Below are 26,051 nucleotides of genomic sequence, written 5' to 3'. Positions count from 1 at the left end.
TCCGGTCGTGCCCGCACGGCCCTTTCCCCGGGAGGCCCGTCAGGCCGGGTAGGCGGCGGTGGCGAGGTCGCGCAGGGCGGCGATTTCCGCGTTCGGGTCCGCGGCCCGGTACACCGCGGATCCGGCGACGAACATGTTCGCACCGGCGCCGGCGGCCTGGGCGATCGTGTCACGGGAGACCCCGCCGTCCACCTGCACCCACACGTCCAGGCCGGCTTGCTCGATCGCGCGTCGGGCCCGGGTGATCTTCGGCAGCATTGAGGTCAGGAACGGCTGGCCGCCGAACCCCGGTTCCACCGTCATCACCAGGACCATGTCGAACTCGCCGAGCAGGTCCAGGTAGGGCTCCACCGGGGTGTCGGGTTTCAGCGCGATCCCGGCGCGCGCACCTGCTTCACGCAGCCGCCGGGCCAGCCGGATCGGGGCGACGGACGCCTCGGCATGGAAGGTGACCGAGGCCGCACCCGCCTCGGCGAACTGCGGCGCCCAGGTGTCCGGGTCCTCAATCATCAGATGAACATCGGCCGGGGTGGAGACGTGCTCCAACAGTGCCCGTACCACCGGTAACCCGAACGTCAGGTTCGGGACGAAGTGGCTGTCCATCACGTCCAGATGCACGAAGTCGGCGTCGCTGATCCGTTCGACCTCCTCGGTGAGCCGGGACAGGTCCGCGTTCAGCACACTCGGTGAGATGAGGATCGCCATGGCTCGCCAGCCTACTTCCTCGACCGGCACCTCATGGCCGCGGCCGTCACCGCCGGATCAGTGCCAGGAACATCGCGTCGGTGCCGTGCCGGTGCGGCCACAGTTGCGCCATCGGCCCGGTGAGGTCATCGGGCGGGGTGACCGAGACCCGGCCGAGCGCGGCAGCGGCGCCCAGCAGCGTGGCGCCGGGGAAGTCTCGCAGCACGTCGGTGACCACCACACTGGTCTCGGCCATGTGCGGGGAGCAGGTGACGTAGGCCACCACTCCCCCGGGACGGACGGCGCGCAGGGCCGAGGTGAGCAGTTCCCGCTGCAGGGTGGTCAGTGCGGCCAGGTCCTGCAGGGTGCGACGCCACCGGGATTCGGGCCGACGGCGCAGCGCCCCCAGGCCGGTGCACGGCGCATCGACCAGGACGCGGTCGTACCGACCCGGCTCGGCGGTGCCCACGTCGCGACCATCACCGGTGCGCACCTCCAGTCCCGGCAGTACGCCTCGCACCGCCCGCACCGAGTCGGCCACCAGCGCCGCCCGGTGCGGGGCCAGTTCGTTCGCGGTGAGCACGCCTTCGGGCGCGCGTTCGGCGAGCAGGGCGCCCAGGAGTGCGGATTTGCCGCCCGGGCCGGCGCACAGGTCCAGCCAGGTGGAGTCGGTGCCCTCCAGATCGGTGTCCGCCAGAGCCAGGGTGACCAGTTGGCTCCCCTCGTCCTGTACGCCGACGGTGCCGGCGCGCACGGCGGCCAAGGCGCCGGGGTCCCCGGAGGTCAGCATCTGCGCCGTCGGCGCCCACCGGCCCGGTGTGGCGGTGTCGGCGGGCAGGTCCCCGGGAACGGCCAGGCCGGGACGCAGGCACAACGAAACCGCCGGCGCGGTGTTGTTGGCCGCCAGCGCCGCCTCGACCTGGTCCGCGCCGGCCTCCGGTCCCAGTGCGGCCCGGATTGCCCGGACCACCCATGCCGGGTGGGAGTGGACCATGGCGGCGGCGTCCACGTCCAGTCCGGTGTCGGTGACCGGCCTGGGCAGTTGTGTGAGCCAGTGCTCCAGTGCATGTTCGCTGATCCGGCGCAGGATCGCGTTGACGAAGTTGCCCGGGCCGGCCCCGATGGTGCCTCGTGCCAGGGCGACGGACTCCGAGACGGCGGCGTGGTCGGGCACGCGCATCGCCAGGATCTGATGGGCGCCCAGCCGCAGCACCCGGGCCACCGCCGGGTCCAGGTCCCTGGCCGCCCGGTCCGAGACCAGGCCGATGATGGCGTCATAACGGCCCTGCAGTCGCAAGGTGCCGTAGGTGAGTTCGGTGGCGAACGCCGCATCACGCCCGCTGATCCCGCGTTCGCGTAGTAACGGTGGCAGCACCAGGTTGGCGTAGGCGTCGGACTCGGCGACCGCGGTGAGCACCTCCAGTGCCACCACACGTGCGGGGGAAGCCTGGGCGCGCGGGCTCCTGGTGCCCGTGCGGGCCCCGGGCGTACCGGACGCGTCCCCGCGGCTGGGCCGGCCCGAGGTCTGCCGCCGGTCCGCACGCCTGGGTCCACCTCGCGCGCCGTCCGGCCCTCTTCGGGACCCGGGCCGGCCGGCGCCCCGGCGCCCGCGGTGCTCCTCAGTCATCATCGGTCCCCTCGAACCGGGCGTCGCTGGGCAACCTGGCTCCGCGGGCCCAGTCGGTGGCATCCATCCATCCCTTACCGGCCGGCGCCAGATCGGTCAGGCGCACCGGGGTGGAGCCGGTGCCCACCAGCACGGCCTGCGCACCGGCCTCGAGCACCCCGGGCGCCAGGGCAGCGGCCTCCGCATCGGGACGGACCGGCCCGATCTTCATCCGGCGGCCATCATAGGTCGTCCAGGCCCCGGGTGCCGGTGTGGCGGCCCGGATCTGCCGGTCCACCACCTGTGCCGGCGCGCGCCAGTTGACGTGACCGTCGGCGGCACTGAGTCGTGGGGCGTGACTGACCCCGGTCTCCGCCTGCGGAACCGGCGAAATGGTGCCGGCTTCGATCTCATCCAGGGTGCGCACCAGCACCGGCGCACCCACATCGGCCAGTTCGGTCAGCAGGTCTCCCGCCGTGTCCCAGGGGCGGATCGGGTGGTCCTGGGTGAGATACACCGGGCCGGTGTCCAGCCCGGCCTCGATCCGGAAGGTGCTCACTCCGGTCCGGGTGTCCCCGGCCCGGATCGCGTGCTGGACGGGAGCAGCACCGCGCCAGGCCGGCAGCAGGGAGAAGTGCAGGTTGACCCATCCGTGGGGCAGCGCGGACAGGGCGGGCTCGCGCAGCAGCGCGCCGTAGGCGACCACGGCACTGACCTGGGGTTCCAGGGCGGTGATCTGTGCGAGTTCATCCTCGCCGTGGGGCCGGTCGGTGGTGACGACCGGTAGACCGTGCTCCGATGCTGCCTGGTGTACCGGGCTGGGGGTCAACCGGCGTCGCCGCCCCACCGGCGCGGGAGGGCGGGTCAGGACGCCGACCACGTCGTGGTCGCTGTCCAGCAGGGCACGCAGCGTCGGCACCGCCACGACGGGAGTCCCGCAGAACAGCACGCGCATCGATCTCGCCTCTCCCTCGTCCACGACCGCACCCGGTGGCGGCCTCCCGAGTCTAGGTGCTGGCCCTCACCACAATTGCACCGGGTCCACCTGGACGCGGACGGTACCCGGCTCCTTGCGCGCACTGCGGTGGGCCTGGGTGTGCAGCAGTGCGATGTTGATCGGCTCGCGCTGGCCCAGGGGCCCGCGCACCAGGGCGCGCACCATCGTCTCCTCCCCCTGCGGCCCGGAGCCGGGGCCCTCGGCGTGCGGGTCGCCGGGCAGGTCGACCGGCCCGAGCACCTCCGCACCGGGGGGCAGTTGGAGGGCACGCAGGAAGGAGCGCACCGCGGAAGCCGGGCCGGACAGCGCGGCCATGTGGGCCTGCGGGGGGAAGCCCAGCTCGGCCCGCTCATCGAGTTCGCGCTGCGCCAGCCCGATGGGGTCCCACCGCACCAGGGCCTGAGACGGCACCGGTGCACCGTGACCGAGCAGGATCACCCCGCCCCCGTCCGCGGCCGATCGCACCAGCGCCGCCGCCCGCAACCACCGCCGCAATGCCTCCACCCCGGCGTCCAGTTCGGGACGTTCGGTGGTCACCGCCGCATCGAGCAGCGCGGCGGCGTAGTAGCCGCCCTCGGCCACCGGCTCGGCCCCGGGGGTGGCCACCACCAGCCGGGGCCGGTCATCGACACCGGGCACCACTCCCCCGTCCCGGCCGGAGACGAGCACCGGCACACCGGGAAAGGCGCGGCCCAGTTCCTCCGCTGTTCGGTCGCTACCCACGCGGGCGGACCGCAGTTCGGCGCGCCCGCACTCAGCGCACCGCCAGCCGGTCGCGATTCGCCCGCACCACCCGCACCCGGGTGTGGCGCCCCGGGCCGGTAGGCGCAGTCGGCCGTGACACGCCCGGCACCGGGCCGGGGTGCGACAGCCCGCGCACGAGATCGCGGGCACGTACCCCCTGCGCGGCACCTGCACCAGAACCGGGCCGGACTGCAAGCCGCTCCGTAGCAACCGCCACGCCACCCCGGGGATGCGAGCCCGCCCGGCCGGGCCCTCCGCTTCCAGTTCCACCTCGCCGGGCGCCTGTACCCGGGGTGCCGCGGCACGCACGGTGGTCCGGTCGGCGTGCAGTGACCGGGCCCAGCCCTGCTGCACCAGCAACTGGGCCGCCGGCGTGCGGACGTACCCCCCGATCAGCGCACCGGCGCCGGCACCGGTGGCACGCTGGACCAGCACCGTGCGGGCGTGCGGGTACGGGGCGCGCATCTCCGCGAGGGAGTCGTCACCGTCGTCCCAACACACCACCAGGCCCAGGTCAGGCACCGGCGCGAAGGCGGCCGACCGGGTCCCGATCACCACCTGCACCTGTCCGGTCAGGGCGAGGACGAACCGGCGGTACCGGGCCGAGCGGCCCTGATCGGCGGCGAGGACCTCGTGCGCCACGCCGGCGCGGGTCAGGGCGGCGCCAAGGGTGTGCACGTCCGTGGTGTCCGGCAGCACCACGACGGCGGATCGCCCGGAGGTGCAGGTGGCCAGCACGGCGTGACTGATCGCCTCGGCCCAGTGGGCTCCCTGGATGGCGCGCGGAAGCGCCGACCAGACCGCGCGGGGCGACTCCCCCGCCGCCAGCCGGCGCAGGAACGCAGAACCCCCGGGATACGGCGACCACGCCTGCTCATCCGCGACTGCCGTGACCTTGGCCCAGCGGACCTCCCGGGTCGAGCCCGGGCCGACCCCGTCGCCACCGGACGTGGCCTGCTGGGCGGGGGCGTCGTCGTCGGCGTCCGATTGGCCCTGCCCGCTCGCGGCGAGGATGCGCTGCAGGGCCGCCTTCTCGGCGCCGGCGTGCCGGGGCGGGACGGCCAGGCGCAGCACGTCGGTGACGGTGCCGGCGTACCGCCGGGCCACCGCCCGGCACAGGGCCAACACCTCCTCGGTCAGCACCGGCAGGTCCGAGACCACCCGCCGTAGCGGCGACAGGGCACGCCCGGCAGTGGCCGGTGGGCCGAGGGAGATGACGAAGCCATCGCGTTCGGTACCGGCGAACCGGACCTTGACCCGGACCCCGGGACGCACTGCGGCCGACATCTCCGGTGGCACGGCGTAGTCGAAGGGGCGGTCCAGGTGCGCCAGCGGGGTCACCACCAGCACCTGGGCCACGAGCCCGGGCCCAGTGTCGGATTCGGGGCCGGGAGCATCCACCTGAAGCAGGGCGGGTTGGTGGGTGCTCATGCTCCGATCCCACCATGAAGCGCCCACAGCGGGAAACCCGCCGCGGTGCCGGTCCGGGTGCGGCGGTGCTCAGCCGGCGGCTGCTCGCAGGTCCGCCACCTTGTCGGTGCGCTCCCAGGTGAACTCGGGTACCTCCCGGCCGAAGTGGCCGTAGTTGCTGGTGGCGGCGTAGATGGGCCGGATCAGGTCGAGGTGGTCGATGATCGCCAGCGGACGTAGGTCGAACACCTCGGTGATGGCGTTCTGGATCGACTGCGCCGGAACGGTCTCGGTCCCGAACGTCTCGACGTACACCGCCACCGGGTGGGCCCGACCGATCGCGTAGGAGACCTGGACCTCACAACGGCTGGCCAGACCGGCGGCAACCACGTTCTTGGCCACCCAGCGCATCGCGTAGGAGGCCGAACGGTCAACTTTAGAGGGATCCTTTCCGGAGAACGCCCCGCCTCCGTGCCGGGCCATCCCGCCGTAGGTGTCGACGATGATCTTGCGGCCGGTCAGCCCGGCATCGCCCATCGGCCCGCCCAGCACGAACGCACCGGAGGGATTGATCAGCGTGGTGACGTCGGAGACGTCCAGGTCCATGCCCGCGGCGAACCCGCGCAGCACGTGGTCGATCACGTGTTCGCGCAGCAGCGGCGGTAGGTCGCGTTCGGGGTCCAGGTGCGCCTCGTGCTGCGTGGACAGCACCACGGTGTCCACCGTCACCGGGCGTTCGCCCTCGTAGCCGATGGTGACCTGTGTCTTGGCATCGGGTCGCAGGCCGGCTGCGATGCCCTGCTTGCGGACCTCGGCCAGACGCTGGGTGATCCGATGCGACATCAGGATCGGCAGCGGCATCAACTCGGGGGTGTCGGAGCAGGCGTAACCGAACATCAGGCCCTGGTCCCCCGCGCCCTGCAGGTCCTGGTCGTCGACAGCGGTGCCCTGGCGCGTCTCCAGGGAGGTGTCCACCCCGGCGGCGATCTCGGCGGACTGCTGGTCGATGGAGATCGACACGCCGCACGAGCGACCGTCGAAGCCGATGTCGGAAGAGGTGTAGCCGATCTCGGTGATGACATCACGAACCAGCTGCGGGATCTCCACGTAGGAGTCGGTGGTGACCTCACCGGCTACGTGCACCAGCCCCGTGGTGACCATCGTCTCCACGGCGACCCGGGAGGCCGGGTCCTGCTTCAACATGGCGTCCAGGATGGAGTCGGAGATCAGGTCGCAGATCTTGTCCGGATGCCCCTCGGTGACGGACTCGGAGGTAAACAGTCGAATACTCACGACGCGAGCCTAGTGGTTCGCGCCCACACGAGCCCGTCGGGACCGGGGCACGCCCGCGTTCCGTGCAACCCCTTCCAGCCCTTGCCGTTGGCGACGTTGGCTCAGGAGTGCGCGGCCGAGCCCAGGCGGGCTGCGATCGCGTCCAGGATTCCGGCCGCCACCTCGGTCTTGGTGCCCCCGGCGCGGCCGATCTCGCCGCCGTCGGAGTCCAGGATGACCACCTCGTTCGGGACATCCCCGAATCCGGCGCCCGCACCCACCCGGTTGACGGCGAGCAAGTCCGCCCCTTTGCGGCGTGCCTTTGCGCGGCCGTGCTCCAGCACCTCGGCGGAATCGGCGCCGGTCTCCGCGGCGAAGCCGACCACGACCTGCCCGGGCGGCCGGGAGGCCACCAGGGCAGCAAGGATGTCCGGATTGGCGACCAACTCGATCGCCGGGGTCTGCCGCCGGTTACCCTCGGCGTCGTGGGTCTTGATCTTGGCCTCGACGGTGCTGGCCGGCCGGAAGTCGGCCACGGCGGCGGCCATGATGACCGCGTGGGCGTTCGCTGCGGCGGTGGTCATCGCCGCCTGGAGCTCCGCGGTGGTCTCCACCTGCTCGATCCGGACCTGCGGTGGCAGGTCCGCCAGCAGGGCGGCCTCGACATTCGCCGCGGCCAGGTGAACCGTGGCACCCCGGTCCGCGGCGAGCCGTGCCAGGGCCAGGCCCTGCCGGCCCGATGACCGGTTTCCCAGGAAGCGGACCGGGTCCAGGGGCTCGCGGGTGCCGCCTGCGCTGATCGCCACGGTGCACCCGGCCAGGGGCGCCGACGGCGCCACGGCCTGTGGATCGGCGGCGCCGGGGGTTTCGTCCCGGTGCACCAGCGCAAGGGCCGCGGCCACGATGACGGCGGGTTCGGGCAGCCGCCCGGGGCCGGTGTCGGCACCGGTGAGGCGCCCGCTGTCCGGGTCCAGCACATGCGCGCCGTGGCGGCGCAGGGTGGCCACGTTGTCCCGGGTCGCGGGGTGGTGCCACATCTCGGTGTGCATGGCTGGGGCGATCAGCACCGGACAGTGCACGGTCAGCAAGGTCGCGGTGAGCAGGTCATCGGCACGCCCGGTGGCGGCCCGGGCGAGCAGGTCCGCCGTCGCCGGTGCCACGATCACCAGGTCGGCTTCCCGGCCCAGCCGCACGTGGTCGACGGTGTCCGTGCCGTCGAAGACCGATGTCGTCACCGGCTGGTGCGACAGTGCCTCCCAGGTGGGCCTCCCCACGAACGCCAGTGCGGCCTCGGTCGGGATGACCCGCACCTGGTGGCCGGCCTCGGTGAGGAGGCGAAGCGCGAGGACTGCCTTGTACGCGGCGATCCCCCCGGAGACACCGAGGATGATGCGCACGAGGGACTCAGACCTTGTTGGGTTCGACCGTGAGCAGGCCCTCGTTGATCTCCCGCATCGCGATCGAGAGCGGCTTCTCCTGGAGCTCGGTCTCCACCAGCGGACCCACGTACTCCAGCAGCCCCTCGTTGAGCTGGGCGTAGTAGGAGTTGATCTGCCGGGCGCGCTTGGCCGCGTAGATGACCAAGGCGTACTTGGAGTCAGCAGCCTCGAGCAGTTCGTCGATGGGTGGGTCGGTGATGCCCTCGGGTGCAGCGACAGTTCCTGCCATGGTGTTCAGTGATCCTCACGCGACGTCGATAGATGGTCCAACGACCCATCCTACCCGTCGGTCATGAGGGAAACCAACTCATCGGTGGCGCGCGCCACATCGTCGTTGACGATGATGTGGTCGAACTCATCCACCGCGGCCATCTCCACCCTCGCGGTGGCGAGACGGCGCTCGCGCTCCTCGGCGTCCTCGGTGCCCCGTCCGGTGAGGCGGCGCACGAGTTCGGCCCAACTGGGCGGGGCGAGGAAGACGAACCGGGCATCGGGCATGCGCATCCGCACCTGGCGGGCACCCTGCAGGTCGATCTCCAGCAGCGCAGGCTCCCCGGCCCGCAGCCGCTCCTGCAGGGGCGCCAGCGGGGTTCCGTAGGAGTTCCGGCCGTGCACCACCGCCCACTCCAGCAACTCCCCCTGCTGTTGCATCTGGGTGAAGCGCTCGGGGCTGACGAAGTGGTAGTGCACGCCCTCGACCTCTCCGGGCCGGGGCGGGCGGGTGGTGACCGAGGTCGAGAGCCAGACGCGGGGATAGCGGCGACGCACATCGGCTGAGATGGTGCCCTTCCCCACCGCGGTAGGGCCGGCCAGGACGGTCAGGCGGGAGTGGGTGGTGGCGGGTAGGTCGTGCTCAGCCAAACTTCTCAACCAGTTTGGCACGTTGGTGCGGACCGAGTCCACGTACCCGGCGGGACTCGGAGATGCCGATCTCACCCATCACCGAGCGTGCGGTCACCTTGCCGACTCCGGGCAGGGACTCCAGCAGGGCGAGGACCTTCAACTTTCCGACGGCGTCGACGCTGCGTCCCTCCTCCAGGATTTCCGAGAGGGTGGCTCCGGAGTACTTCAGGCGGTTCTTCACCTCGGCGCGCGCGGCACGTGCGGCTTTTGCCTTCTCCAGCGCCACGCTTCGTTGTTCGGGTGTCAACGGCGGTAGGGCCACGGTGCTCGACCTCGATTCGACGAATGGGATGAGTTGCAACCTAGCCCACTGCGGGTAGGCAGTTCAATCGAACCGCGCACGCCCGCGGCGGCGGTCGCTGGGTCTGCCGGCATCAGCGACCGGTGACCTCGGCCAGTTCCCCGGCCAGGGCACGAGCAGTCCGGGCCATCGCGGCCGGGTCGGGTCCGGCACCGAGCACACTGCGGGAGGCGGTGGCCAGCACCGCCGGGATCGCGTCTGCGAAGGTGCCGGGCAGGTCGGCGGCGCTGGCGCCCTGGGCGCCCAGCCCCGGGGCGAGCAACGGGCCCCGCACGGCGGCCAGGTCGGTTCCGGTGATCTCCGGAGCGTTCGCCACGGTGGCTCCGACCACGAGTCCGACGCTGCCCAGGGGGGCACCGGCGGCCACCTCGGTGGCGTTGCTGCGAGCGGCGTGGGCGGCGATCGTGGCAGCCACGGTGCGTCCGTCCTCGGCGCGGGCGTGCTGGATGGTCGCACCGGCGGGGTTGGAGGTCAGGGCGAGCACGAACACCCCACGGCCGGTGCGGCCGGCCAGGTCCAGTGCAGGTGCCAGGGACTCATAGCCCAGGAACGGGGAAAGGGTCACTGCATCGCCGGCCAGATCCGAGTCGTCGCCGAGGAAGGCCTGCGCGTAGGCCGCCATGGTGGAGCCGATGTCACCGCGCTTGGCATCGACGATGCACAGCACCCCGGCCGAGCGAGCCGCCTGCACCACCTCGGCCAGCAGGGCCGGGCCCGCGCTGCCGAGCCGTTCGAAGAAGGCCGCCTGCGGCTTCACGGCGGCCACGTGCGGGCCGACCGCCTCCAGGGCGCGCAGGGAGAACTCACGCACGCCGCTCGTTCCGTTGTCCAGGCCCCAGTGCGCCAGCAGTTGCGGGTGCGGGTCAATCCCCACGCACAGGGGACCGCGCGCGTCCATCGCCGCGGCCAGCCTGCTGCCGAACCCGGTGCTTCCCGGAGCCGGCGCCGCGGCGGAGTCCGCGCTCACGGCCCGACCCGGTCGACTTGGGCGTAGGTCTGCAGGGACCGCACCTCATACGGGCCGCGCCGGCGGGCCTCGATGCCCTGTACGGCGGCGCTGAGTTGCTGGGTGGTGGTGACGATGGCCTTATCCGCCGCGGTGGTCGCGGCACGGATGTCATACCCGTCGGCGCGGGCTCGCCGGGAGCCGGGTGTGTTCACCACCATGTCCACGCCGCCGGCGTTGATCAGGTCCACGATGGTGCCCTCACCGCCCGGGCCCGGGCCGTCGGAGGCCTTGCGCACCACGGTGCACGGAATCCCGTTGCGCAGCAGCACGCTGGCGGTGCCGCTGGTGGCCAGGATCGTGAAGCCGAGTTCGACCAGCCGGCTGACCGGCAGCACCAGGGAGCGCTTGTCCCGGTCCGCCACGGAGACGAACACGGTGCCGCTCTCCGGCAGCCCACCGAAAGCGGCCGACTGGGACTTGGCGAAGGCCAACGGGAAGTCCACGTCGAAGCCCATCACCTCACCGGTGGAGCGCATCTCCGGCCCGAGCACGGTGTCGACCACCCTGCCCTGGGCGGTGCGGAACCGCTTGAACGGTAACACCGCCTCCTTCACCGCGATCGGTGCATGCACACCGGTGGCCGCCGCGTCCTGTTGGGGCAACAGGCCGTCGGCGCGCAACTGCGCGATCGTGGTGCCCGACATCACCAGTGCCGCGGCCTTGGCGAGTGGAACGCCGGTGGCCTTCGACACGAACGGAACGGTCCTGGAGGCACGCGGGTTGGCCTCCAGCACGTAGAGCACGTCCGCGGACAGGGCGAACTGGATGTTCAACAGCCCCCGTACCCCGACCCCGGCCGCGATGGCCTCGGTAGAGGTGCGGATCCGTTGCACCATCGAGTCCGAGAGCGTGATCGGGGGGAGCACGCAGGATGAGTCTCCGGAATGGATCCCGGCCTCCTCGATGTGCTCCATCACCCCGCCCAGGAACAACTCCTCGCCGTCGTAGATGGCGTCGACGTCGACCTCGATGGCCTGGTCCAGGAACCGGTCCACCAGGACCGGGGCCGGCAGCGCGGCGTATTCAGCGTGCTCCCCGTGCACACCGGTGGCGCGGGAGAGGTAGTCCCCGAGCTGCGCCTCGTCGTAGACGATCTCCATGCCGCGTCCCCCCAGCACGTAGGAGGGCCGCACCAGCACCGGGTAGCCGATCCGGTCGGCCACCTCCCTGGCCTGGTTGAGGGAGATCGCGGTCCCGAACGCGGGCGCGGGCAGTCCGGCCGAGACCAGCACCTGGCCGAACTGGCCGCGGTCCTCGGCGGCGTCGATCGCAGCCGGAGGGGTGCCCCAGATCGGCAGGCCGGCGGCCTCCAGGTCCGCCGCCAACGACAACGGGGTCTGCCCACCGAGTTGGACGATCACCCCGGCAACCTCGCCCACCGCGCACTCGGCGCGATAGACCTCCAGCACGTCCTCGAGAGTGAGGGGCTCGAAGTAGAGCCGGTCCGCGGTGTCGTAGTCGGTGGAGACGGTCTCGGGGTTGCAGTTGATCATCACCGTCTCGTACTGCTCTTGCAGCGCGAGTGCGGCGTGCACGCAGGAGTAGTCGAACTCGATCCCCTGCCCGATCCGGTTCGGTCCCGATCCCAGGATCAGCACGGCGGGACGGTCCCGCGGTACCACCTCGGTCTCGGACTCGTAGGTCGAGTAGTGGTAGGGAGTGCGCGCCGCGAACTCCGCCGCACAGGTGTCCACCGTCTTGTACACCGGGTGCAGGTCGAAGGCGTTGCGCAACTCCCGCACCGTCGCGGCACTCAGGCCGCGGATCGCGCCGATCTGGACGTCGGAGAACCCGTGCCGTTTGGCTCGGGCGAGCACGTCACGGTCCAGGCGCTGGGACCCGGCGAGCTCTTCGGCCACCTCCTGCAGCAGGACCAGCTGGTCCAGGAACCACGGGTCGATCGCGGTCGCCTCGACGATCGCTTCCACGGTGGCGCCTCCGCGCAGCGCCTGCTGCACCTGCATCAGGCGGTCCGGGGTCGGGGTGGACATCGCCTCGAGCAACTCGGCCGTGGCGTCCGCGTCCGGTGCGGGACCGGAGTAGTCGAAGGCGATCTCCGGGGCATCGATCGAACGCAACCCCTTCTGCAGGGCCTCGGTGAAGTTGCGTCCCAGCGCCATCGCCTCCCCCACCGACTTCATGGTGGTGGTCAGCAGCGGATCGGCGGCGGGGAACTTCTCGAAGGCGAACCGGGGCACCTTGACAGCCACGTAGTCCAGCGTGGGTTCGAACGCCGCGGTCGTGCTCGGGGGCCTGCCTTCCCGTGCCGACCCAGGCGGCAGCGCTCCTCCGGGTGAGGTGATGTCGTTCGGGATCTCGTCCAGGGTGTACCCGGTGGCCAGTTTCGCGGCGATCTTGGCGATCGGGAAACCGGTGGCCTTGGAGGCCAGCGCGGAGGAGCGCGACACCCGCGGGTTCATCTCGATCACCACGACCCGGCCGGTGCGCGGGTGCACGGCGAACTGGATGTTGCAGCCGCCGGTGTCCACACCGACCTCGCGGATCACCGCGATGCCCACGTCCCGCAGTTTCTGGTACTCCCGGTCGGTCAGCGTCATCGCCGGCGCCACGGTCACCGAGTCACCGGTGTGCACCCCCACCGGGTCGACGTTCTCGATCGAGCAGACCACGACCACGTTGTCCGCGGAGTCGCGCATCAGTTCGAGCTCGTACTCCTTCCACCCCAGGATCGACTCCTCCAGGAGCACCTCAGTGGTAGGCGAGTAGTGCAGGCCCGTGCCGGCGATCTGGCGCAACTGCTCCTCGTCGAAGGCGATGCCCGAGCCGAGCCCGCCCATCGTGAAGGAGGGGCGCACGACGACCGGGTAGCCCAGGTCCTCAACCGCCGCGACAGCCTCCTCCAGGGTGTGCACGATGGTGGACCTGGCGCTCTCGGCACCACAGCGCTCCACCACCTCCTTGAACGCCTCACGGTCCTCGGCCAGGTGGATCGAGGCGGTATTGACCCCGATCATCTCCACGCCGTACTCCGCCAGCACCCCGGCCTCGTCCAGGGCGATCGCGGTGTTGAGCGCGGTCTGTCCGCCCAGTGTGGGCAGTACCGCGTCCGGCCGCTCCTTGGCGATGATGGAGGCGACCACCTCGGGGGTGATCGGTTCGACGTAGGTCGCGTCGGCAAACTCGGGATCGGTCATGATCGTGGCCGGGTTGGAGTTGACCAGGATCACGCGCAGGCCCTCCTCGCGCAGTACCCGGCAGGCCTGGGTCCCGGAGTAGTCGAATTCGGCGGCCTGGCCGATCACGATCGGCCCGGAGCCGATCACCAGCACGCTGGAGATGTCGGTGCGACGGGGCATCAGGTGTCCTCACCGGCGGACATGGCCGCCGTCTCGGGGGCGATCATCGCCACGAACCGGTCGAACAGGTAGGCCGCCTCGTGCGGTCCGGCGGCGGCCTCGGGGTGGTACTGCACGGAGAAGGCGGGAATGTCCAGGCACTGCAGGCCCTCGACCACACCGTCGGTCAGGGAGACGTGCGAGACCCGGACCCGGCCGTAGCGGCCGCCGTCATACGGGGAGTTCGAGGGCTCACCCACCGGAACGTCGACGGCGAAGCCGTGATTATGGGTGGTGATCTCCACCTTCCCGGTCAGGACATCCCGGACCGGTTGGTTCAGTCCACGGTGCCCGTAGTCGAGCTTGAAGGTGTCATAGCCCAGGGCGCGGCCCAGCAACTGGTTGCCGAAGCAGATGCCGAAGAAGCCGATGCCGGCCTCCAGCACACCGCGGAGCAGGTCCACCTGCGCGTCGGCAGCGGCAGGGTCACCGGGACCGTTGGAGAAGAACACCCCGTCCGGGCGGTGCTCCAGGATCTCGTCGAGGGTGGTGGACGCGGGTACCACGTGCACCCGCAGCCCCCGCTCGGTCAGTCGCTGCGCCGTCATCGCCTTGATGCCCAGGTCCACCGCGACCACGGTGCCGCGCACCGGGGTTCCTTCGGGTGGTTCCACGGTATAGGCCCGGGAGGTGCTGACCTCCTCGGACAGGCTCTGCCCGGCCATCGGCCGGATGGCCCGGACCCGCTCGACGAGTGCGGCCACACCCTGGGCCCCGGGGACGGTGGGCAGGTCGGACCCGGAGAAGATACCGGCGCGCATCACGCCGAGTTCGCGCAGGTGCCGGGTCAGGGCCCGGGTGTCGATCTCGGCAATGGCCACCACACCCTGCTCGCGCAGTTCATCCTCGAGTTCGGCGTCGGCCCGCCAGCTGGAGGCCCGCGGGGCCGGGTCGCGCACCACGAATCCGCTCACCCAGATCCGCTGGGACTCCGGGTCCTCGCTGTTCATGCCCGTGTTGCCCACGTGCGGGGCGGTCATCATCACGATCTGACGGTGGTACGAGGGGTCGGTGAGCGTCTCCTGGTAGCCCGTCATCCCGGTGGCGAACACGATCTCTCCCAGGGCGGTGCCCCGGGCTCCGTAGGCCCGCCCGCGGGCGGTGGTGCCGTCCTCCAGCACCAGGAGTGCCTCGCGCTCGCCGTAGGCCGGGTCGATCGGGTTGCTCATGAGGTCCTCCGGTCATCCTGCGGCTGCCCGTCCAGGACGGTGGGCCGTCCGCGGAAGAACGTGGCCACCACCGCCGCGGGAAGGGTCTGTCCCGCATAGGGGCTGTTCGGGCTGGCGGTGGCCTGGGTCAGCGGGTCCACCACGGTGCGTGCGCCCGGGTCGATCAGGGTCAGGTTCGCCGGAGCGCCGGCCACCAGATCCTGGCCCTGCCCGGTGACCCCGCCGATCCGCGCCGGGGCGCTGGAGAGTACCCGGGCGATATCGGACCAACCGAAATCGTGCTCGCCGGAGGTGATCATCGCCTCGGCCACCACGCTCACGGCCGTTTCCAGGCCGGTCATCCCGAAGGCGGCCGCGGCGAACTCGCAGTCCTTGTCCTCCACCGTGTGCGGCGCGTGGTCGGTCGCGACGATGTCGATGGTGCCGTCCGCCAGGCCCGCGCGCACCGCGGCGACGTCCTCGGCCGTCCGGAGCGGCGGGTTCACCTTGTACGCAGGGTCGTAGTCGGTGAGCAGGTCATCGGTGAGCAGCAGGTGGTGCGGAGTGACCTCGGCGCTCACCGCGATGCCGCGGGCCTTGGCCCAGCGCACGATATCGACCGACCCGGCCGTGGACAGATGGCAGATGTGCACCCGGGAGCCGACATGCTCGGCGAGCAGCACGTCGCGGGCGATGATCGCCTCCTCGGCGACAGCCGGCCAGCCGGTCAGGCCCAGCCGGGAGGAGACCCGCCCCTCGTGCATCACCGCGTCCTGGGTGAGCCGGGGCTCCTGGGCGTGCTGAGCGATCACGCCGTCGAAGGCTTTGACGTACTCCAGTGCCCGGCGCATCAGCACCGGGTCGGACACGCACTTTCCGTCGTCGGAGAAGACCCGCACCGCAGCCGCCGAGTCGGCCATCGCGCCGAGTTCGGCCAGTTGTGTCCCGGCCAGACCGACCGTGACCGCGCCCACCGGTCGTACCTGAGCCCAGCCGGCCGCATCGCCCAGGTGCAGCACCTGCTCGACCACGCCGGCGGTATCGGCCACGGGATCGGTGTTGGCCATCGCGTGCACGCAGGTGAAGCCTCCGGCCGCGGCGGCCCTGGTCCCGGAGGCCACCGTCTCGGCGTCCTCCCGGCCCGGCTCCCGAAGGTGGGTGTGCAGGTCCACCAGCCCGGGCAGGGCGATCAGGCCACGAGCATCGACCACCTGCGTGCTGCCGCCGGCGGCCGTTCCGGCCTCGGCGCCGACGGCGGCGATGGCACCCTCGGTCAGAAACAGATCCGTGGGCTCACCCCCCACGAGCGCGGCACCACGCACCAGGTAACTGTTCGGCATCGACTCAGGACTCCTCTAGCGAGACTTCGGTTCGGTCGGACGGATCGGCGCCGGCGAGCAGCAGGAAGAGCACTGCCATCCGCACCGCGACACCGCCGGTGACCTGTTCCACGATCGTCGAACGCGGTGAGTCCGCGGCCGCGGCGCTGATCTCCAGGCCCCTGTTCATCGGTCCGGGGTGCATGATGATCGCGTGCTCGGGCAGGGCGTTCACCCGGGTGGCGTCCAGGCCGTAACGCCGCGCGTACTCCATCGGAGAAGGGAAGAAACCTCCCCCGGCGCTGGACATCCGCTCCCGCTGCACGCGCAGCGTCATGATCGCATCGGGTTCGAATTCCGCGATCGCGCCGTCCAGGTCGAACGTGACCTGGCAGGGCCAGGCCCGCACCCCCACCGGGAGCAGCGTGGGCGGCGCCACGAGCAGCACCTGCGCCCCCAGGGTGTGCAGCAGGTCCACGTTGGACCGCGCCACCCGGGAGTGCAGCACATCCCCCACAATCACCACCCGTCGCCCGGCCAGGTCCGCCCCGCGCGGCTGCCCGCCGAGCAGGCGCCGGCGCATCGTGAAAGCGTCGAGCAGGGCCTGCGTGGGATGCTGGTGCGCGCCGTCGCCGGCGTTGAGCACCGGGGCGTCGATCCACCCCGCGCGCGCGAGCCGGTGCGGAGCGCCGGAGGCACCGTGCCGGATCACCACCGCGTCGGCACCCATGGCCTGCAGTGTCATCGCGGTGTCCTTGAGCGACTCGCCCTTGGACACCGAGGATCCCTTGGCTGAGAAGTTGATCACGTCAGCGGACAGCCGTTTCGCAGCCGCCTCGAAGGAGATCCGGGTCCGGGTGGAGTCCTCGAAGAACAGGTTCACCACGGTCAGGCCACGTAGCGCCGGCAACTTCTTGATCTGGCGCGACTGGGTCTGGGCCATCGTCTCGGCGGTATCGAGGATACCGATCGCCTCGGCCCGGGACAGGTCGGCGGTGGAGAGCAGATGCCTCATGCCAGTACCACCGCGTCCCGCCCGTCCAGTTCCTCCAGGTGCACGCTCACCCGCTCTGCGCGTGAGGTCGGCAGGTTCTTGCCGATGTAGTCGGCTCGGATGGGCAGCTCCCGGTGGCCGCGGTCCACCAGGACCGCCAGTTGGACCGCACGCGGACGGCCCAGGTCCGAGATCGCGTCCAGGGCCGCGCGTACGGTCCGGCCGGAGTAGAGCACGTCGTCGACCAGCACGACGACGACGTCGTCGATCCCCCGTGCCGGCAGGTGGGTGGGGGTCAGCGCGCGGGTCGGGTTGATGCGCAGATCGTCGCGGTGCATCGTGATGTCCACCGCCCCGACCAACTGCTCGGTGTTCCCGGCCGGGCCGAGGTCGGGTTCGGCCTCCACGATGCGGCGGCCCAGTCGCTGCGCCAGTGGGACACCTCTGGTGGGGATGCCCAGCAGCACCACGTCCGCTGCGCCCTTGTTGCGTTCCAGGATCTCGTGTGCGATCCGGGTCAGTGCCCGGGAGATATCGCCGGGACCGAGAACCTCGGTCCCCGGGCTGCCAGAGTTCATCCGGCGTGCCTCCTTCCCCGCCTCACGGGACGGGCTTAAAGGATCAGTGCCGAGGAACACCCTACCGCCTCGCCGGAGGCGATCACGCCGCCCGGGAGGTGTCCGGACCTCGACCCGTCTCAATCCAGTAGGCTGGAACCCATCTGCGCGATCCGTCCGAGCAACCCGTTGACGAACGCCGGTGACTCATCGGTGGACAGCGACTTGGCCAGCCGCACCGCCTCATCGATCGCGACCGCGTCGGGGACCTCCTCGTGATAGAGGATCTCCCAGCTCGCCAGCCGCAGCACGGCCCGGTCCACGGCCGGCATCCGGGACAGGGTCCAGCCCTGCGAGAAGGTGCTCAGCGCCTCATCGATGCGGTCCACGTGCTCAGCGACGCCTTCGACGATCTGCACCGAGTACTCCGGCAGCGAGGTCTGCGTACCCGGGTGGGCGATTCGGTCCGCCAGGACCTGGACCATCACCGCCCGCACGTCGCCAACCGGGGGTGCGCCCTCTCCGGCTTCCTCGCCGGCGGAACTGCGGATGCGCTGATCGGCCTCGTAGAGCACGTCGAGGGCCCGTTTGCGGGCCTTGCTGCGGGCGCTCACCTCAGCCGCTCACGCGACCGAGGTACTCCCCGCTCCGGGTGTCCACCTTCACCGTGGTGTCGGCGTCCACGAACAGCGGTACCTGGATCTCGTATCCGGTCTGCAGCGTGGCCGGCTTGGTCCCGGCGGAGGAACGGTCGCCCTGCAGGCCGGGCTCGGTATAGGAGATGGTCAGGTTCACCGACGGCGGGAGCTCCACGTACAGCGGGGTCCCGTCGTGCATCGCCACGATGACCTCCTGGCCCTCGACCATGAAGTTCGCGGCATCGCCCACGATCGAGCCCGGTACCGGGAACTGCTCGTAGTCACTGGTGTCCATGAAGACGTAGTCCTCGCCGTCGGCGTACAGGTACTGCATGTCCCGCTTGTCGACGTTGGCGGTCTCCACCTTCACACCGGCATTGAAGGTCTTGGAGACCGTCTTGCCGGAGAGCACGCCCTTGATCTTGGTACGCACGAAGGCCGGTCCCTTTCCGGGCTTGACGTGCTGGAACTCGACCACGGACCACAACTGTCCGTCGATCTTGAGCACCATGCCGTTCTTCAGGTCGTTCGTCGTGGCCACACGTGGTCCTTCGTCGTGGAGGGGAAAGGGCGCCTCAGCCTAACGCGTCCAGGCCCCACAGTGCGCCCAGGCCCACCGCGGCCGCCCAGAGTCCCGAGGCGAGGGTGCCGATGATGAAGCGTTCGGAGACCCCCGTGGCGGTGTTGAGTTCGGGGAAGCGGCCCAGCCCCTTGACCGCGACGACCACGGCGATCGCGGCCGGGTACCCGGCCAGAATGGCTCCGGTGATCGCCAGTCGCTCCAAGATGCCGACCCAGGTGCCCCCGCGCAGCACCTCCTCCGGGCGCATCATCGGTGCACGGCAGGCCCCGGGGTGCGCAGCACCGGCTGCGGCAGGAGGGCCATCGTCAGCAGGGACCTCGGCTTCCCCGTCGACGCGTTCTGCCCGATCGACGCGTTCGGCTCGTCGAAGCACCCAGACCGTCACCGGGTAACCCACCCCGGCCGACGAGCCCAGTGCCGCCAGCACCACCAGTACGGTGAACAGCACCGTCATCGCCCCTCCCCGTGGGTGTCGGCGGACCGGTCCAGTCCGGCCAGCAGGCGTGCGGCGAGTGGGTGCACCGCCTGCTCCTCGCTCCACAGCGCCACCCGCAGCCGCTGCCCGACCGCCTGCGGGGTGATGCCCAGTTCGGTCGCAACCGCCCGCTGACTCCCGGCGCCATCGCGCAGGAGGTCGGCCACCTCCCATCCGGCGTCGCTGCGCCTGCGCACCACCGCTGCGAGAAGCTGCACGAGCGCCTCGACCTCATCGGCGGCCCCCTCATCGACGCCGTCGGCCACCACCGCAAGCGGTACGGTGACCGCCTTGCTGCTGGCCCGCTCCACCGCGGTGCGGGCGCACACGAACGCCGCGCCGGAGGAGGATCGGGCCTCCTCGGCCAGGTCCACCGCACCGATACCGATGCCCACCGCCCAGTCCTGGGCCCGGGTCAGCTCCAGCGCGGAAGCCAGCACCACCGGCGCGGAGTCGAACACCGCCTGGATCTCATCGCCCACCGTCCGCTGGAACGGCAGCACCACGTCCTGGGCCGGGATCGTCCCGGCCATCCGCCTCAGGATCTGCTCGACCTTGTCACCGGTCCTGCTGGAGGCGTCCTGGTCAGCCGTGATCACAAACATGTGAGCAGGCTAGAGGCTTGATTCGATGGAATCAACGTCTTGTCCTTGATCGCTCAACGCATGCAGGGCAAGCCGGTAGGAGTGCGCCCCGAACCCGGCTACGGTGCCCGAGGCCACACCGGCGATGACGCTGGTGTGTCGGAAGACCTCCCGGCTCGCCGGGTTGGACAGGTGCACCTCGATCAACCGCCCGCCGGCGTCGGTGACCTGTTTGGCCGCGTCGCGCAGCGCATAGGAGTAGTGCGTGAAGGCGGCCGGGTTGATGACCACGTCGGTGCCGTCATCGGCTGCGGTGTGCAGCAACCGCACCAGTTCGGCCTCGTCATCGCTCTGGTGCCACTGCACGCTCAGGCCGAGCTCCGCGGCCCACCCGGTCACGGCGGAACGGAGGCGCTCGGCGTCCCAGCGCCCGTAGATCTCGGGTTCCCGGGCGCCCAGCCGGGACAGGTTGGGTCCATTCAGGACCAGCACGGTAGCCACCCTCGAATCCTAGGGCGCCACAGCCCCGGAGGTGCTGACCGACTCGAATGCGGCCACGAGTTCCTCCTCATCCGGGCCCTGCAGCCGTACCGGGGCACCGATGCCCTCCAGGATCACGAACCGCAGCACACCACCCCGGGCCTTCTTGTCGCGGCGCATCGCCTCGGCCAGCCGTGTCCAGGGCGCCCCGTCGTAGTGGATCGGAAGCCCGAGACTCGTCAGGACCCGACGGTGCCGCTCCAGCACGTCCGCACCAAGATGGCCGGTGCGCCAGGCCAGTTCGGCCGCGAAGACCATCCCCACCGCGACCGCGTCGCCGTGGCGCCACCGGTATGACTCAGCGTTCTCGATCGCGTGGGCCAGGGTGTGCCCGTAGTTGAGGATCTCGCGTTGGTCGGCCTCGCGCAGATCGGCGCTGACCACCCGGGCCTTCACCGTGATCGCCCGGTGCACCAGCTCGGTCAGGACCGCACCGGCCGGGTCCAGTGCCGCAGCGGGGTCGGACTCGATCAATTCCAGGATCGCCGGGTCGGCGATGAATCCGCACTTGACCACCTCGGCCATCCCGGCACGCAGGTCCGCCTCGGGCAGGGTGCCCAGCAGGGCGGTGTCGCACAACACCGCCAGCGGTGAGTGAAAGGCGCCCACCAGGTTCTTCCCGGCCGCGGTATTGATCCCGGTCTTGCCTCCCACCGCAGCGTCCACCATCCCCAGCAACGTGCTGGGCAGGTGCACCACCCCCACGCCCCGCAACCAGGACGCGGCGATGAACCCGGCCGCATCGGTGACCGCACCCCCACCCAGGCCGACGACGACGTCGGCGCGGGTGAACGCGTGCTCGCCGAGCAGATCCCACGCCCGGGCGATCACCGGTAGTTCCTTGGCGGCCTCGCCGTCCGGCAGTTCCATCGACACCACGCTGCGACCGGTGGCCCGCACCTGGTCGGCCAGGTCGGCGGCGGCGCCGCCGCCCAGTGCCCGGGCGTGCACCAGCAGCACCTGGGCGGCTGCGCCGGGCAGGTGCCCGGGCAGCGCGGTGCGCAACCCGGTTCCCACCTGCACCGGGTAGCGGTGCTCGGCATCGACCCAGATGGTGTTCATCGGTGCTCCAGCACCGCCAGGACCGCGTCGCGGGACTGGGTGGGGCTCAACCCTGCGGTGGAGACCTCCGCGTCGGCCACCTCCATGTAGAGCGGGCGCCGGGCCTGCATCAACTCCTGCCACTGGCGGCGCGGGCTGCCCAGGAGGAGCGGGCGGGCGGTGTTCAGCCCGACCCGTTTGGCCGCATCGGCCAGGCCCACGGACAGGAAGACCACCGTATGCGCAGCCAGATCGGCGCGGGTGCGTTCGTCGAGGATCGCGCCACCGCCCAGGGCCAGCACGCCCTCGTGGGTGGCCAACGCCTCCTGAACCGCGCGGCGTTCCATCTCCCGGAAGGTCTCCTCGCCATCGACGATGAAGATGTCGGAGATGGTCCGCCCGGAGGTCTGTTCCACGATGGCGTCGGTGTCGGCGAACGGAACCTCGAGCACCTCGGCGACCATGCGTCCGATGGTGGACTTTCCCGCGCCCGGCGGGCCGACCAGCACCGCGGCGGTCATCGCAGGTGCTCCGGGATCGTCTGCAGGTAATGCTCGAGGTTGCGGCGGATCTCGGGGAGGGAATCGCCGCCGAACTTCTCCGTCAGCGCCTCGGCCAACACCAGCGCCACCATCGCCTCGGCGATAACCGCCGCGGGCGCAGCGGCGCAGACGTCGCTGCGCTGGTGGATGGCCTTGGCCGCCTCGCTGCTGGTGGTGTCGATGGTGTCCAGCGGGCGAGGCACGGTGGAGATCGGCTTCAGCGCCCCACGGACCCGCAGCACCTCCCCGTTGCTCATCCCGCCCTCGACGCCGCCGGCCCTGTTGGTGCGCCGCCGCACGCGGCCACCAACCCGCTCGATCTCGTCGTGGGCCGCTGAGCCACGCCGTCGCGCGGTGGCGAAACCGTCACCGATCTCCACGCCCTTGAACGCCTGGATGCCCATCAGCGCGCCCGCGAGGCGGGCGTCGAGCTTGCGGTCCCCGTGCACGTAGGAGCCCAGCCCGGGCGGCAGTCCGTAGGCCAGTACCTCCACCACTCCCCCGAGGGTGTCCCCGTCCTTCTTCGCGGCGTCGATCTCGGCCACCATCCTCGCCGAGGTCTCCGGGTCGAAGCACCGGATCGGGTCGGCGTCCAGTGCCGGCACGTCCGCCGGGGTGGGGCGCGCGGCGTCGTCCGGCAGTTCCACCTCACCCACGGCCACCACCTGGGAGACCAGTTCGATCCCGGCGCTCTGCCGCAGCAGGGTTTCGGCCACGGTGGCGAGGGCAACCCGGGTGGCGGTCTCACGCGCTGAGGCCCGCTCGAGCACCGGGCGGGCCTCGTCGAAGCCGTACTTGATCATCCCGGTCAGGTCGGCGTGGCCGGGCCGGGGCCTGGTCAGCGGCCTGTTGCGGGCCACCTCGCGGGCGTCGCCGGTCCCGGCGTCGACCTGCAGCAGCGCCGGATCGACAGGGTCGGCCGCCATCACGTGCTCCCACTTGGGCCACTCGCTGTTACCGATCTCGATCGCCACCGGTCCACCCTGGGTCCGGCCATGGCGCACCCCACCGAGCAGTCGCACCTCATCGGCCTCGAACGACATGCGCGCGCCCCGGCCGTACCCCAGCCGGCGCCGGGCCAGGCGGTCCTGGATCTGCGCGGTAGTCAGTTCCACCCCTGCCGGGATTCCCTCGATCACCCCGACGAGCGCCGGTCCGTGGGACTCGCCTGCGGTCAACCATCTGAGCATCCGTCCATCCTCCCACGCCGGGTCCGGCCCGATCACCCGCCGTCCGCGCTGTGGACCAGGCCGGTACCGGCTTCCCGACGGCACGGCGGATCGCCCCGGCACGATCGATGCGGTTGGATCGGGACATGGACGCCGAACTGGCCGAGATCCGGGACTTCCTGGCCGCACACGAGCCGTACCAGGATCTCCCCCCCGAACTGCTGGACGAACTGCCCCGGTCCCTGGAGGTGGCCTACTTCCGACGCGGAACGGTCGTGGTCGAGCTCGGAGCGGGGAACGATTACGTGCACATCCTGCGCTCCGGGGCCGTGGACATCCTGGACTCCCTGGGTGCCCTGGCCGATCGGGACGAGCCGGGCAGTTCGTTCGGGTTGTCCTCGGTGCTGACCGCCGGTCCCTCGCTCTACCGGATCGTGGCGGTGGAGGACTCGCTGTGCTACCTGCTGCCCGCCCGGGACTTCCGGCGGTTGATGGCGCGATCGGATGCGTTCGCCCAGTTCTTCATGCGCCAGCAGGTTGGCCGGCTGCGCGATACGGTTCCCACCGTCCACGTGCAGGACCCGGGCAGCGCATTGCTGCGGACCCGGATCAGTCAACTCGTGCACCGCGCCCCGGTCACCACCACCCCGACGGCCACCGTTGCCGAGGCCACCGATTTGATGGAGGCAGAAGGGGTCTCCGCGCTCCTGGTCACGGAGAAGCAGGACCTGGTCGGGATCTTCACCGACCGGGACGTGCGCTCGCGGGTGGTGGCCCGTGGCCTGCCGGTCTCCACCGCGGTCTCGACGGTGATGACGCCCGACCCGGTCACGATCCCCTCGGACCGGCTGGCGATGGAGGCGCTGGCGGAGTTGACCCTGCACGGCTTCCATCACCTCCCGGTGATCCACAACGGCGGGCTCCTCGGTGTCATCACCGCCGGGGACCTGATGCGCTTGGCCCGCGACAACCCCACCCTGCTACTGACCGAGATCACGAAGCAGACCTCGACGCGCGCCCTGGCGGCGGTGGTCTCGCGGCTGCCGCAGGTGGTCAGTTCCGCCACGAGTACGCACGCCGCGCCGGGTGATGTGTCGCGGCTGATCACCGCGGTGGCCGACGGCGTCACCCGCCGGTTGCTGCACCTGGCCGAATCCGACCTGGGCCCGCCCCCGATACGGTACTGCTGGGTGGTCCTGGGGTCCCAGGGCCGGATGGAGACCGGGTTGCACTCGGACCAGGACAACGCCCTGGTCCTGGCCCGCAGGCCGGACCGTGCCGAGAGCCGCTACTTCGCCGAACTGGCCGAGCGTGTGGTCGATGGCCTGGAAGCCAGTGGGTACCCGAGGTGCCCGGGCGACATCATGGCCACCAACCCCCGGTTCCGGGTTCCGGTGGACCAGTGGCGCAACTACCTCATTCACTGGATCGGGGATCCGGAGCCGCAGGCCCTGTTGCACGCCCAGATCTTCTTCGACATGCGCCCGGTGTCCGGCGATCGTTCCCTGTTCGAGCCGATCCGACAGGTCGAGCTCGAACGGGCCCCGCAATCCCGGCTCTTCCTGGCCCACCTCGCCCATGCCGCCCAGCGGACCAAGCCACCACTGGGATTCTTCCGCGAGTTCGTCCTGGAGCGCTCGGGGGAGCAGCGTGCCACCTTGGACATCAAGGCCGGCGCACTGGCGCCGATCACCCAGATCGCCCGGCTGTCCGCGCTGGCCTTGGGACGGCGTGCGCTGAGCACCGTGGACCGGTTGCAGGCCGCAGCCGGTACCCGAGTTCTCTCGGCGGACCACGCCGCGGATCTGGTCGATGCCCACGAGTTCGTCACCGCCCTGCGCACCAGGCACCAGGTCGAGCAGCATGCGCGCGGGCAGTCGCTGAACTCCCGGGTGCTGCCCGCGCAGTTGTCCCCGTTCGAACGACGCCACCTCAAGGGTGCCTTCGCCGTGGTGCGGCGCGTCCAGGCCACGCTCCCCTACCTGTACCGCACCGAGATGGTCTCCTAGATCATGGTCACCTGGTTCGCCGACTCCCTGCGTCGCCGCCGGGCCAGGGCCGCACAGGATGCACGCGGTCCCCTGGCGCGTTACTACCGCGAGCCGGCGCCCGCGGACTCCACCCCCGCCGGCGACCTCGCCGTGCTGGCCCTGGATCTGGAGTGCACGAGTCTGGACCTGGACTCCGCCGACATCCTCAGCATCGGTTGGGTGCCGGTGCAGGAGCGGCGCATCCTGCTCGGCCGCGGCCGCCGGGTGGTGGTCAACCCGGGCCGGGAGGTGGGGCCGAACGTGACCGTGCACGGCCTCACCGACGATGTGGTGGCCGCGGGAGCGCCGCTGCCGGAGGCGGTCGAACAGATGCTGCACGCATGCACCGGACGGGTCCTGGTAGCCCACCACGCCACCATCGAGACCACCCTGCTCTCCCGTGCGTGCGAACTGCTCTACGGCGCCCCGTTCGTGCCGCCGGTGATCGACACGCTCGCGCTGCAGCGCCGGATCCTGGGCTGGAACCGGGGCGATCAGGAGAACACGGGCCTGAATCTGGCGGCGGCGCGCGGGCGGTACGGGCTGCCCCGGTACGCCGCCCACGACGCCTTGACCGACGCGATCGCCTGCGCCGAGTTGTTCCTGGCCCAACTCTCCCACTGGGGCACCTCGGGCGGGCCGACGCTGCGGACGCTCAGGCTCCGCTGAGCCGTCGGCTTGCGGGCCGGTGCGCCGTCATGGCCCTTGTC

The 26,051-nt window shown here is 71.1% G+C and carries 25 protein-coding genes; 2 read left to right on the top strand and 23 right to left on the bottom strand.

The features are described 5' to 3' along the window. Positions 1 to 39 precede the first annotated feature (39 nt). From rpe to aroC, 23 genes are all read right to left on the bottom strand, one after another. The gene (rpe, locus tag ACPL7H_RS06125; protein ID WP_424785956.1) at positions 40 to 705 is read right to left on the bottom strand and encodes a ribulose-phosphate 3-epimerase; all 666 of its coding nucleotides are present in this window, start codon (positions 703 to 705) and stop codon (positions 40 to 42) included. Between the two features lie 46 nt (positions 706 to 751). After that, positions 752 to 2,311, bottom strand: coding sequence for an RsmB/NOP family class I SAM-dependent RNA methyltransferase (locus ACPL7H_RS06120; RefSeq protein WP_424796156.1), 1,560 nt, complete (start codon positions 2,309 to 2,311; stop codon positions 752 to 754). Further along, a complete protein-coding gene (gene fmt, locus ACPL7H_RS06115; RefSeq protein WP_424796155.1) occupies positions 2,304 to 3,245 on the bottom strand; it encodes a methionyl-tRNA formyltransferase in 942 nt (313 codons plus the stop codon). Before fmt ends, ACPL7H_RS06120 begins: the two co-directional genes overlap by 8 nt. Before the next feature lie 66 nt (positions 3,246 to 3,311). Then, a complete protein-coding gene (locus ACPL7H_RS06110; RefSeq protein WP_424796154.1) occupies positions 3,312 to 5,462 on the bottom strand; it encodes a primosomal protein N' in 2,151 nt (716 codons plus the stop codon). A gap of 69 nt (positions 5,463 to 5,531) precedes the next feature. Next, positions 5,532 to 6,734 (bottom strand): methionine adenosyltransferase, encoded by a 1,203-nt coding sequence (metK, locus tag ACPL7H_RS06105; RefSeq protein WP_424796153.1) that lies wholly within the window; start codon positions 6,732 to 6,734, stop codon positions 5,532 to 5,534. A gap of 101 nt (positions 6,735 to 6,835) precedes the next feature. Beyond that, entirely contained in the window at positions 6,836 to 8,110 is a 1,275-nt protein-coding gene (gene coaBC, locus ACPL7H_RS06100; RefSeq protein WP_424796152.1) for a bifunctional phosphopantothenoylcysteine decarboxylase/phosphopantothenate--cysteine ligase CoaBC, read from the bottom strand. A 7-nt stretch (positions 8,111 to 8,117) separates the two neighbouring features. Beyond that, a complete protein-coding gene (gene rpoZ, locus ACPL7H_RS06095) occupies positions 8,118 to 8,381 on the bottom strand; it encodes a DNA-directed RNA polymerase subunit omega (protein WP_424796151.1) in 264 nt (87 codons plus the stop codon). Positions 8,382 to 8,431: 50 nt separating this feature from the next. Continuing rightward, positions 8,432 to 9,013, bottom strand: a complete 582-nt coding sequence (gene gmk, locus ACPL7H_RS06090; protein WP_424796150.1) for a guanylate kinase — start codon at positions 9,011 to 9,013, stop codon at positions 8,432 to 8,434. Further along, on the bottom strand, positions 9,006 to 9,317 hold the full coding sequence (mihF, locus tag ACPL7H_RS06085) for an integration host factor, actinobacterial type (RefSeq protein WP_424785964.1): 312 nt from the start codon (positions 9,315 to 9,317) through the stop codon (positions 9,006 to 9,008). Before mihF ends, gmk begins: the two co-directional genes overlap by 8 nt. A 112-nt stretch (positions 9,318 to 9,429) precedes the next feature. Then, positions 9,430 to 10,323 (bottom strand): orotidine-5'-phosphate decarboxylase, encoded by an 894-nt coding sequence (pyrF, locus tag ACPL7H_RS06080; RefSeq protein ID WP_424796149.1) that lies wholly within the window; start codon positions 10,321 to 10,323, stop codon positions 9,430 to 9,432. Continuing rightward, positions 10,320 to 13,682 carry a carbamoyl-phosphate synthase large subunit gene (gene carB, locus ACPL7H_RS06075; RefSeq protein ID WP_424796148.1) on the bottom strand — a complete coding sequence of 1,121 codons (3,363 nt, stop codon included), beginning with the start codon at positions 13,680 to 13,682 and terminating at the stop codon, positions 10,320 to 10,322. The genes pyrF and carB overlap by 4 nt, the downstream gene beginning before the upstream one ends. After that, complete coding sequence (gene carA / locus ACPL7H_RS06070) at positions 13,682 to 14,890, bottom strand: glutamine-hydrolyzing carbamoyl-phosphate synthase small subunit (protein WP_424796147.1); 1,209 nt, start codon at positions 14,888 to 14,890, stop codon at positions 13,682 to 13,684. The genes carB and carA overlap by 1 nt, the downstream gene beginning before the upstream one ends. After that, entirely contained in the window at positions 14,887 to 16,209 is a 1,323-nt protein-coding gene (locus ACPL7H_RS06065; RefSeq protein WP_424796146.1) for a dihydroorotase, read from the bottom strand. Before ACPL7H_RS06065 ends, carA begins: the two co-directional genes overlap by 4 nt. A gap of 4 nt (positions 16,210 to 16,213) precedes the next feature. Further along, positions 16,214 to 17,203 (bottom strand): aspartate carbamoyltransferase catalytic subunit, encoded by a 990-nt coding sequence (locus ACPL7H_RS06060; RefSeq protein WP_424796145.1) that lies wholly within the window; start codon positions 17,201 to 17,203, stop codon positions 16,214 to 16,216. Beyond that, complete coding sequence (gene pyrR, locus ACPL7H_RS06055) at positions 17,200 to 17,760, bottom strand: bifunctional pyr operon transcriptional regulator/uracil phosphoribosyltransferase PyrR (RefSeq protein ID WP_424785970.1); 561 nt, start codon at positions 17,758 to 17,760, stop codon at positions 17,200 to 17,202. Before pyrR ends, ACPL7H_RS06060 begins: the two co-directional genes overlap by 4 nt. A 119-nt stretch (positions 17,761 to 17,879) precedes the next feature. After that, a complete protein-coding gene (gene nusB / locus ACPL7H_RS06050; protein WP_424796144.1) occupies positions 17,880 to 18,353 on the bottom strand; it encodes a transcription antitermination factor NusB in 474 nt (157 codons plus the stop codon). A 1-nt stretch (position 18,354) separates the two neighbouring features. Further along, positions 18,355 to 18,918 (bottom strand): elongation factor P, encoded by a 564-nt coding sequence (gene efp, locus ACPL7H_RS06045; protein ID WP_424796143.1) that lies wholly within the window; start codon positions 18,916 to 18,918, stop codon positions 18,355 to 18,357. Between the two features lie 34 nt (positions 18,919 to 18,952). Continuing rightward, entirely contained in the window at positions 18,953 to 19,414 is a 462-nt protein-coding gene (locus ACPL7H_RS06040; protein WP_424796142.1) for a hypothetical protein, read from the bottom strand. Next, entirely contained in the window at positions 19,411 to 20,040 is a 630-nt protein-coding gene (locus tag ACPL7H_RS06035) for a hypothetical protein (RefSeq protein ID WP_424796141.1), read from the bottom strand. Before ACPL7H_RS06035 ends, ACPL7H_RS06040 begins: the two co-directional genes overlap by 4 nt. A 9-nt stretch (positions 20,041 to 20,049) precedes the next feature. Continuing rightward, positions 20,050 to 20,520 carry a type II 3-dehydroquinate dehydratase gene (locus ACPL7H_RS06030; RefSeq protein WP_424796140.1) on the bottom strand — a complete coding sequence of 157 codons (471 nt, stop codon included), beginning with the start codon at positions 20,518 to 20,520 and terminating at the stop codon, positions 20,050 to 20,052. A 9-nt stretch (positions 20,521 to 20,529) separates the two neighbouring features. Further along, the gene (aroB, locus tag ACPL7H_RS06025) at positions 20,530 to 21,621 is read right to left on the bottom strand and encodes a 3-dehydroquinate synthase (protein WP_424796139.1); all 1,092 of its coding nucleotides are present in this window, start codon (positions 21,619 to 21,621) and stop codon (positions 20,530 to 20,532) included. Then, positions 21,618 to 22,121, bottom strand: coding sequence for a shikimate kinase (locus ACPL7H_RS06020; RefSeq protein ID WP_424796138.1), 504 nt, complete (start codon positions 22,119 to 22,121; stop codon positions 21,618 to 21,620). The genes aroB and ACPL7H_RS06020 overlap by 4 nt, the downstream gene beginning before the upstream one ends. Beyond that, positions 22,118 to 23,332 (bottom strand): chorismate synthase, encoded by a 1,215-nt coding sequence (aroC, locus tag ACPL7H_RS06015; protein ID WP_424796137.1) that lies wholly within the window; start codon positions 23,330 to 23,332, stop codon positions 22,118 to 22,120. The genes ACPL7H_RS06020 and aroC overlap by 4 nt, the downstream gene beginning before the upstream one ends. Positions 23,333 to 23,457: 125 nt before the next feature. On the opposite strand from aroC, the gene ACPL7H_RS06010 reads away from it, so the two are divergent. Both ACPL7H_RS06010 and ACPL7H_RS06005 read left to right on the top strand, forming a co-directional pair. Beyond that, positions 23,458 to 25,320 carry a DUF294 nucleotidyltransferase-like domain-containing protein gene (locus tag ACPL7H_RS06010; RefSeq protein ID WP_424796136.1) on the top strand — a complete coding sequence of 621 codons (1,863 nt, stop codon included), beginning with the start codon at positions 23,458 to 23,460 and terminating at the stop codon, positions 25,318 to 25,320. Between the two features lie 3 nt (positions 25,321 to 25,323). Next, the gene (locus tag ACPL7H_RS06005) at positions 25,324 to 26,010 is read left to right on the top strand and encodes an exonuclease domain-containing protein (RefSeq protein WP_424796135.1); all 687 of its coding nucleotides are present in this window, start codon (positions 25,324 to 25,326) and stop codon (positions 26,008 to 26,010) included. Positions 26,011 to 26,051 lie beyond the last annotated feature (41 nt).

The organism is Pseudactinotalea sp. Z1732 (assembly GCF_049724975.1).
In the GTDB taxonomy this organism is placed as follows: domain Bacteria; phylum Actinomycetota; class Actinomycetes; order Actinomycetales; family Beutenbergiaceae; genus CALKWS01.
This window is presented reverse-complemented; position numbering and strand designations above follow the sequence as displayed.

Excerpts from the sequence above, each read along its gene's own strand:
- ACPL7H_RS06120 (WP_424796156.1), bottom strand. The coding sequence starts at position 2,311 with ATGACTGAGGAGCACCGCGGGCGCCGGGGCGCCGGCCGGCCCGGGTCC.
- ACPL7H_RS06040 (WP_424796142.1), bottom strand. The coding sequence starts at position 19,414 with ATGACGGTGCTGTTCACCGTACTGGTGGTGCTGGCGGCACTGGGCTCG.
- pyrR (WP_424785970.1), bottom strand. The coding sequence starts at position 17,760 with ATGAACTCTGGCAGCCCGGGGACCGAGGTTCTCGGTCCCGGCGATATC.
- fmt (WP_424796155.1), bottom strand. The coding sequence starts at position 3,245 with ATGCGCGTGCTGTTCTGCGGGACTCCCGTCGTGGCGGTGCCGACGCTG.
- ACPL7H_RS06065 (WP_424796146.1), bottom strand. The coding sequence starts at position 16,209 with ATGCCGAACAGTTACCTGGTGCGTGGTGCCGCGCTCGTGGGGGGTGAG.
- aroC (WP_424796137.1), bottom strand. The coding sequence starts at position 23,332 with ATGCTCAGATGGTTGACCGCAGGCGAGTCCCACGGACCGGCGCTCGTC.
- aroB (WP_424796139.1), bottom strand. The coding sequence starts at position 21,621 with ATGAACACCATCTGGGTCGATGCCGAGCACCGCTACCCGGTGCAGGTG.
- ACPL7H_RS06110 (WP_424796154.1), bottom strand. The coding sequence starts at position 5,462 with ATGAGCACCCACCAACCCGCCCTGCTTCAGGTGGATGCTCCCGGCCCC.
- ACPL7H_RS06060 (WP_424796145.1), bottom strand. The coding sequence starts at position 17,203 with ATGAGGCATCTGCTCTCCACCGCCGACCTGTCCCGGGCCGAGGCGATC.
- ACPL7H_RS06005 (WP_424796135.1), top strand. The coding sequence starts at position 25,324 with ATGGTCACCTGGTTCGCCGACTCCCTGCGTCGCCGCCGGGCCAGGGCC.
- ACPL7H_RS06035 (WP_424796141.1), bottom strand. The coding sequence starts at position 20,040 with ATGTTTGTGATCACGGCTGACCAGGACGCCTCCAGCAGGACCGGTGAC.
- rpoZ (WP_424796151.1), bottom strand. The coding sequence starts at position 8,381 with ATGGCAGGAACTGTCGCTGCACCCGAGGGCATCACCGACCCACCCATC.
- carA (WP_424796147.1), bottom strand. The coding sequence starts at position 14,890 with ATGAGCAACCCGATCGACCCGGCCTACGGCGAGCGCGAGGCACTCCTG.
- ACPL7H_RS06020 (WP_424796138.1), bottom strand. The coding sequence starts at position 22,121 with ATGACCGCCGCGGTGCTGGTCGGCCCGCCGGGCGCGGGAAAGTCCACC.
- carB (WP_424796148.1), bottom strand. The coding sequence starts at position 13,682 with ATGCCCCGTCGCACCGACATCTCCAGCGTGCTGGTGATCGGCTCCGGG.
- rpe (WP_424785956.1), bottom strand. The coding sequence starts at position 705 with ATGGCGATCCTCATCTCACCGAGTGTGCTGAACGCGGACCTGTCCCGG.
- ACPL7H_RS06010 (WP_424796136.1), top strand. The coding sequence starts at position 23,458 with ATGGACGCCGAACTGGCCGAGATCCGGGACTTCCTGGCCGCACACGAG.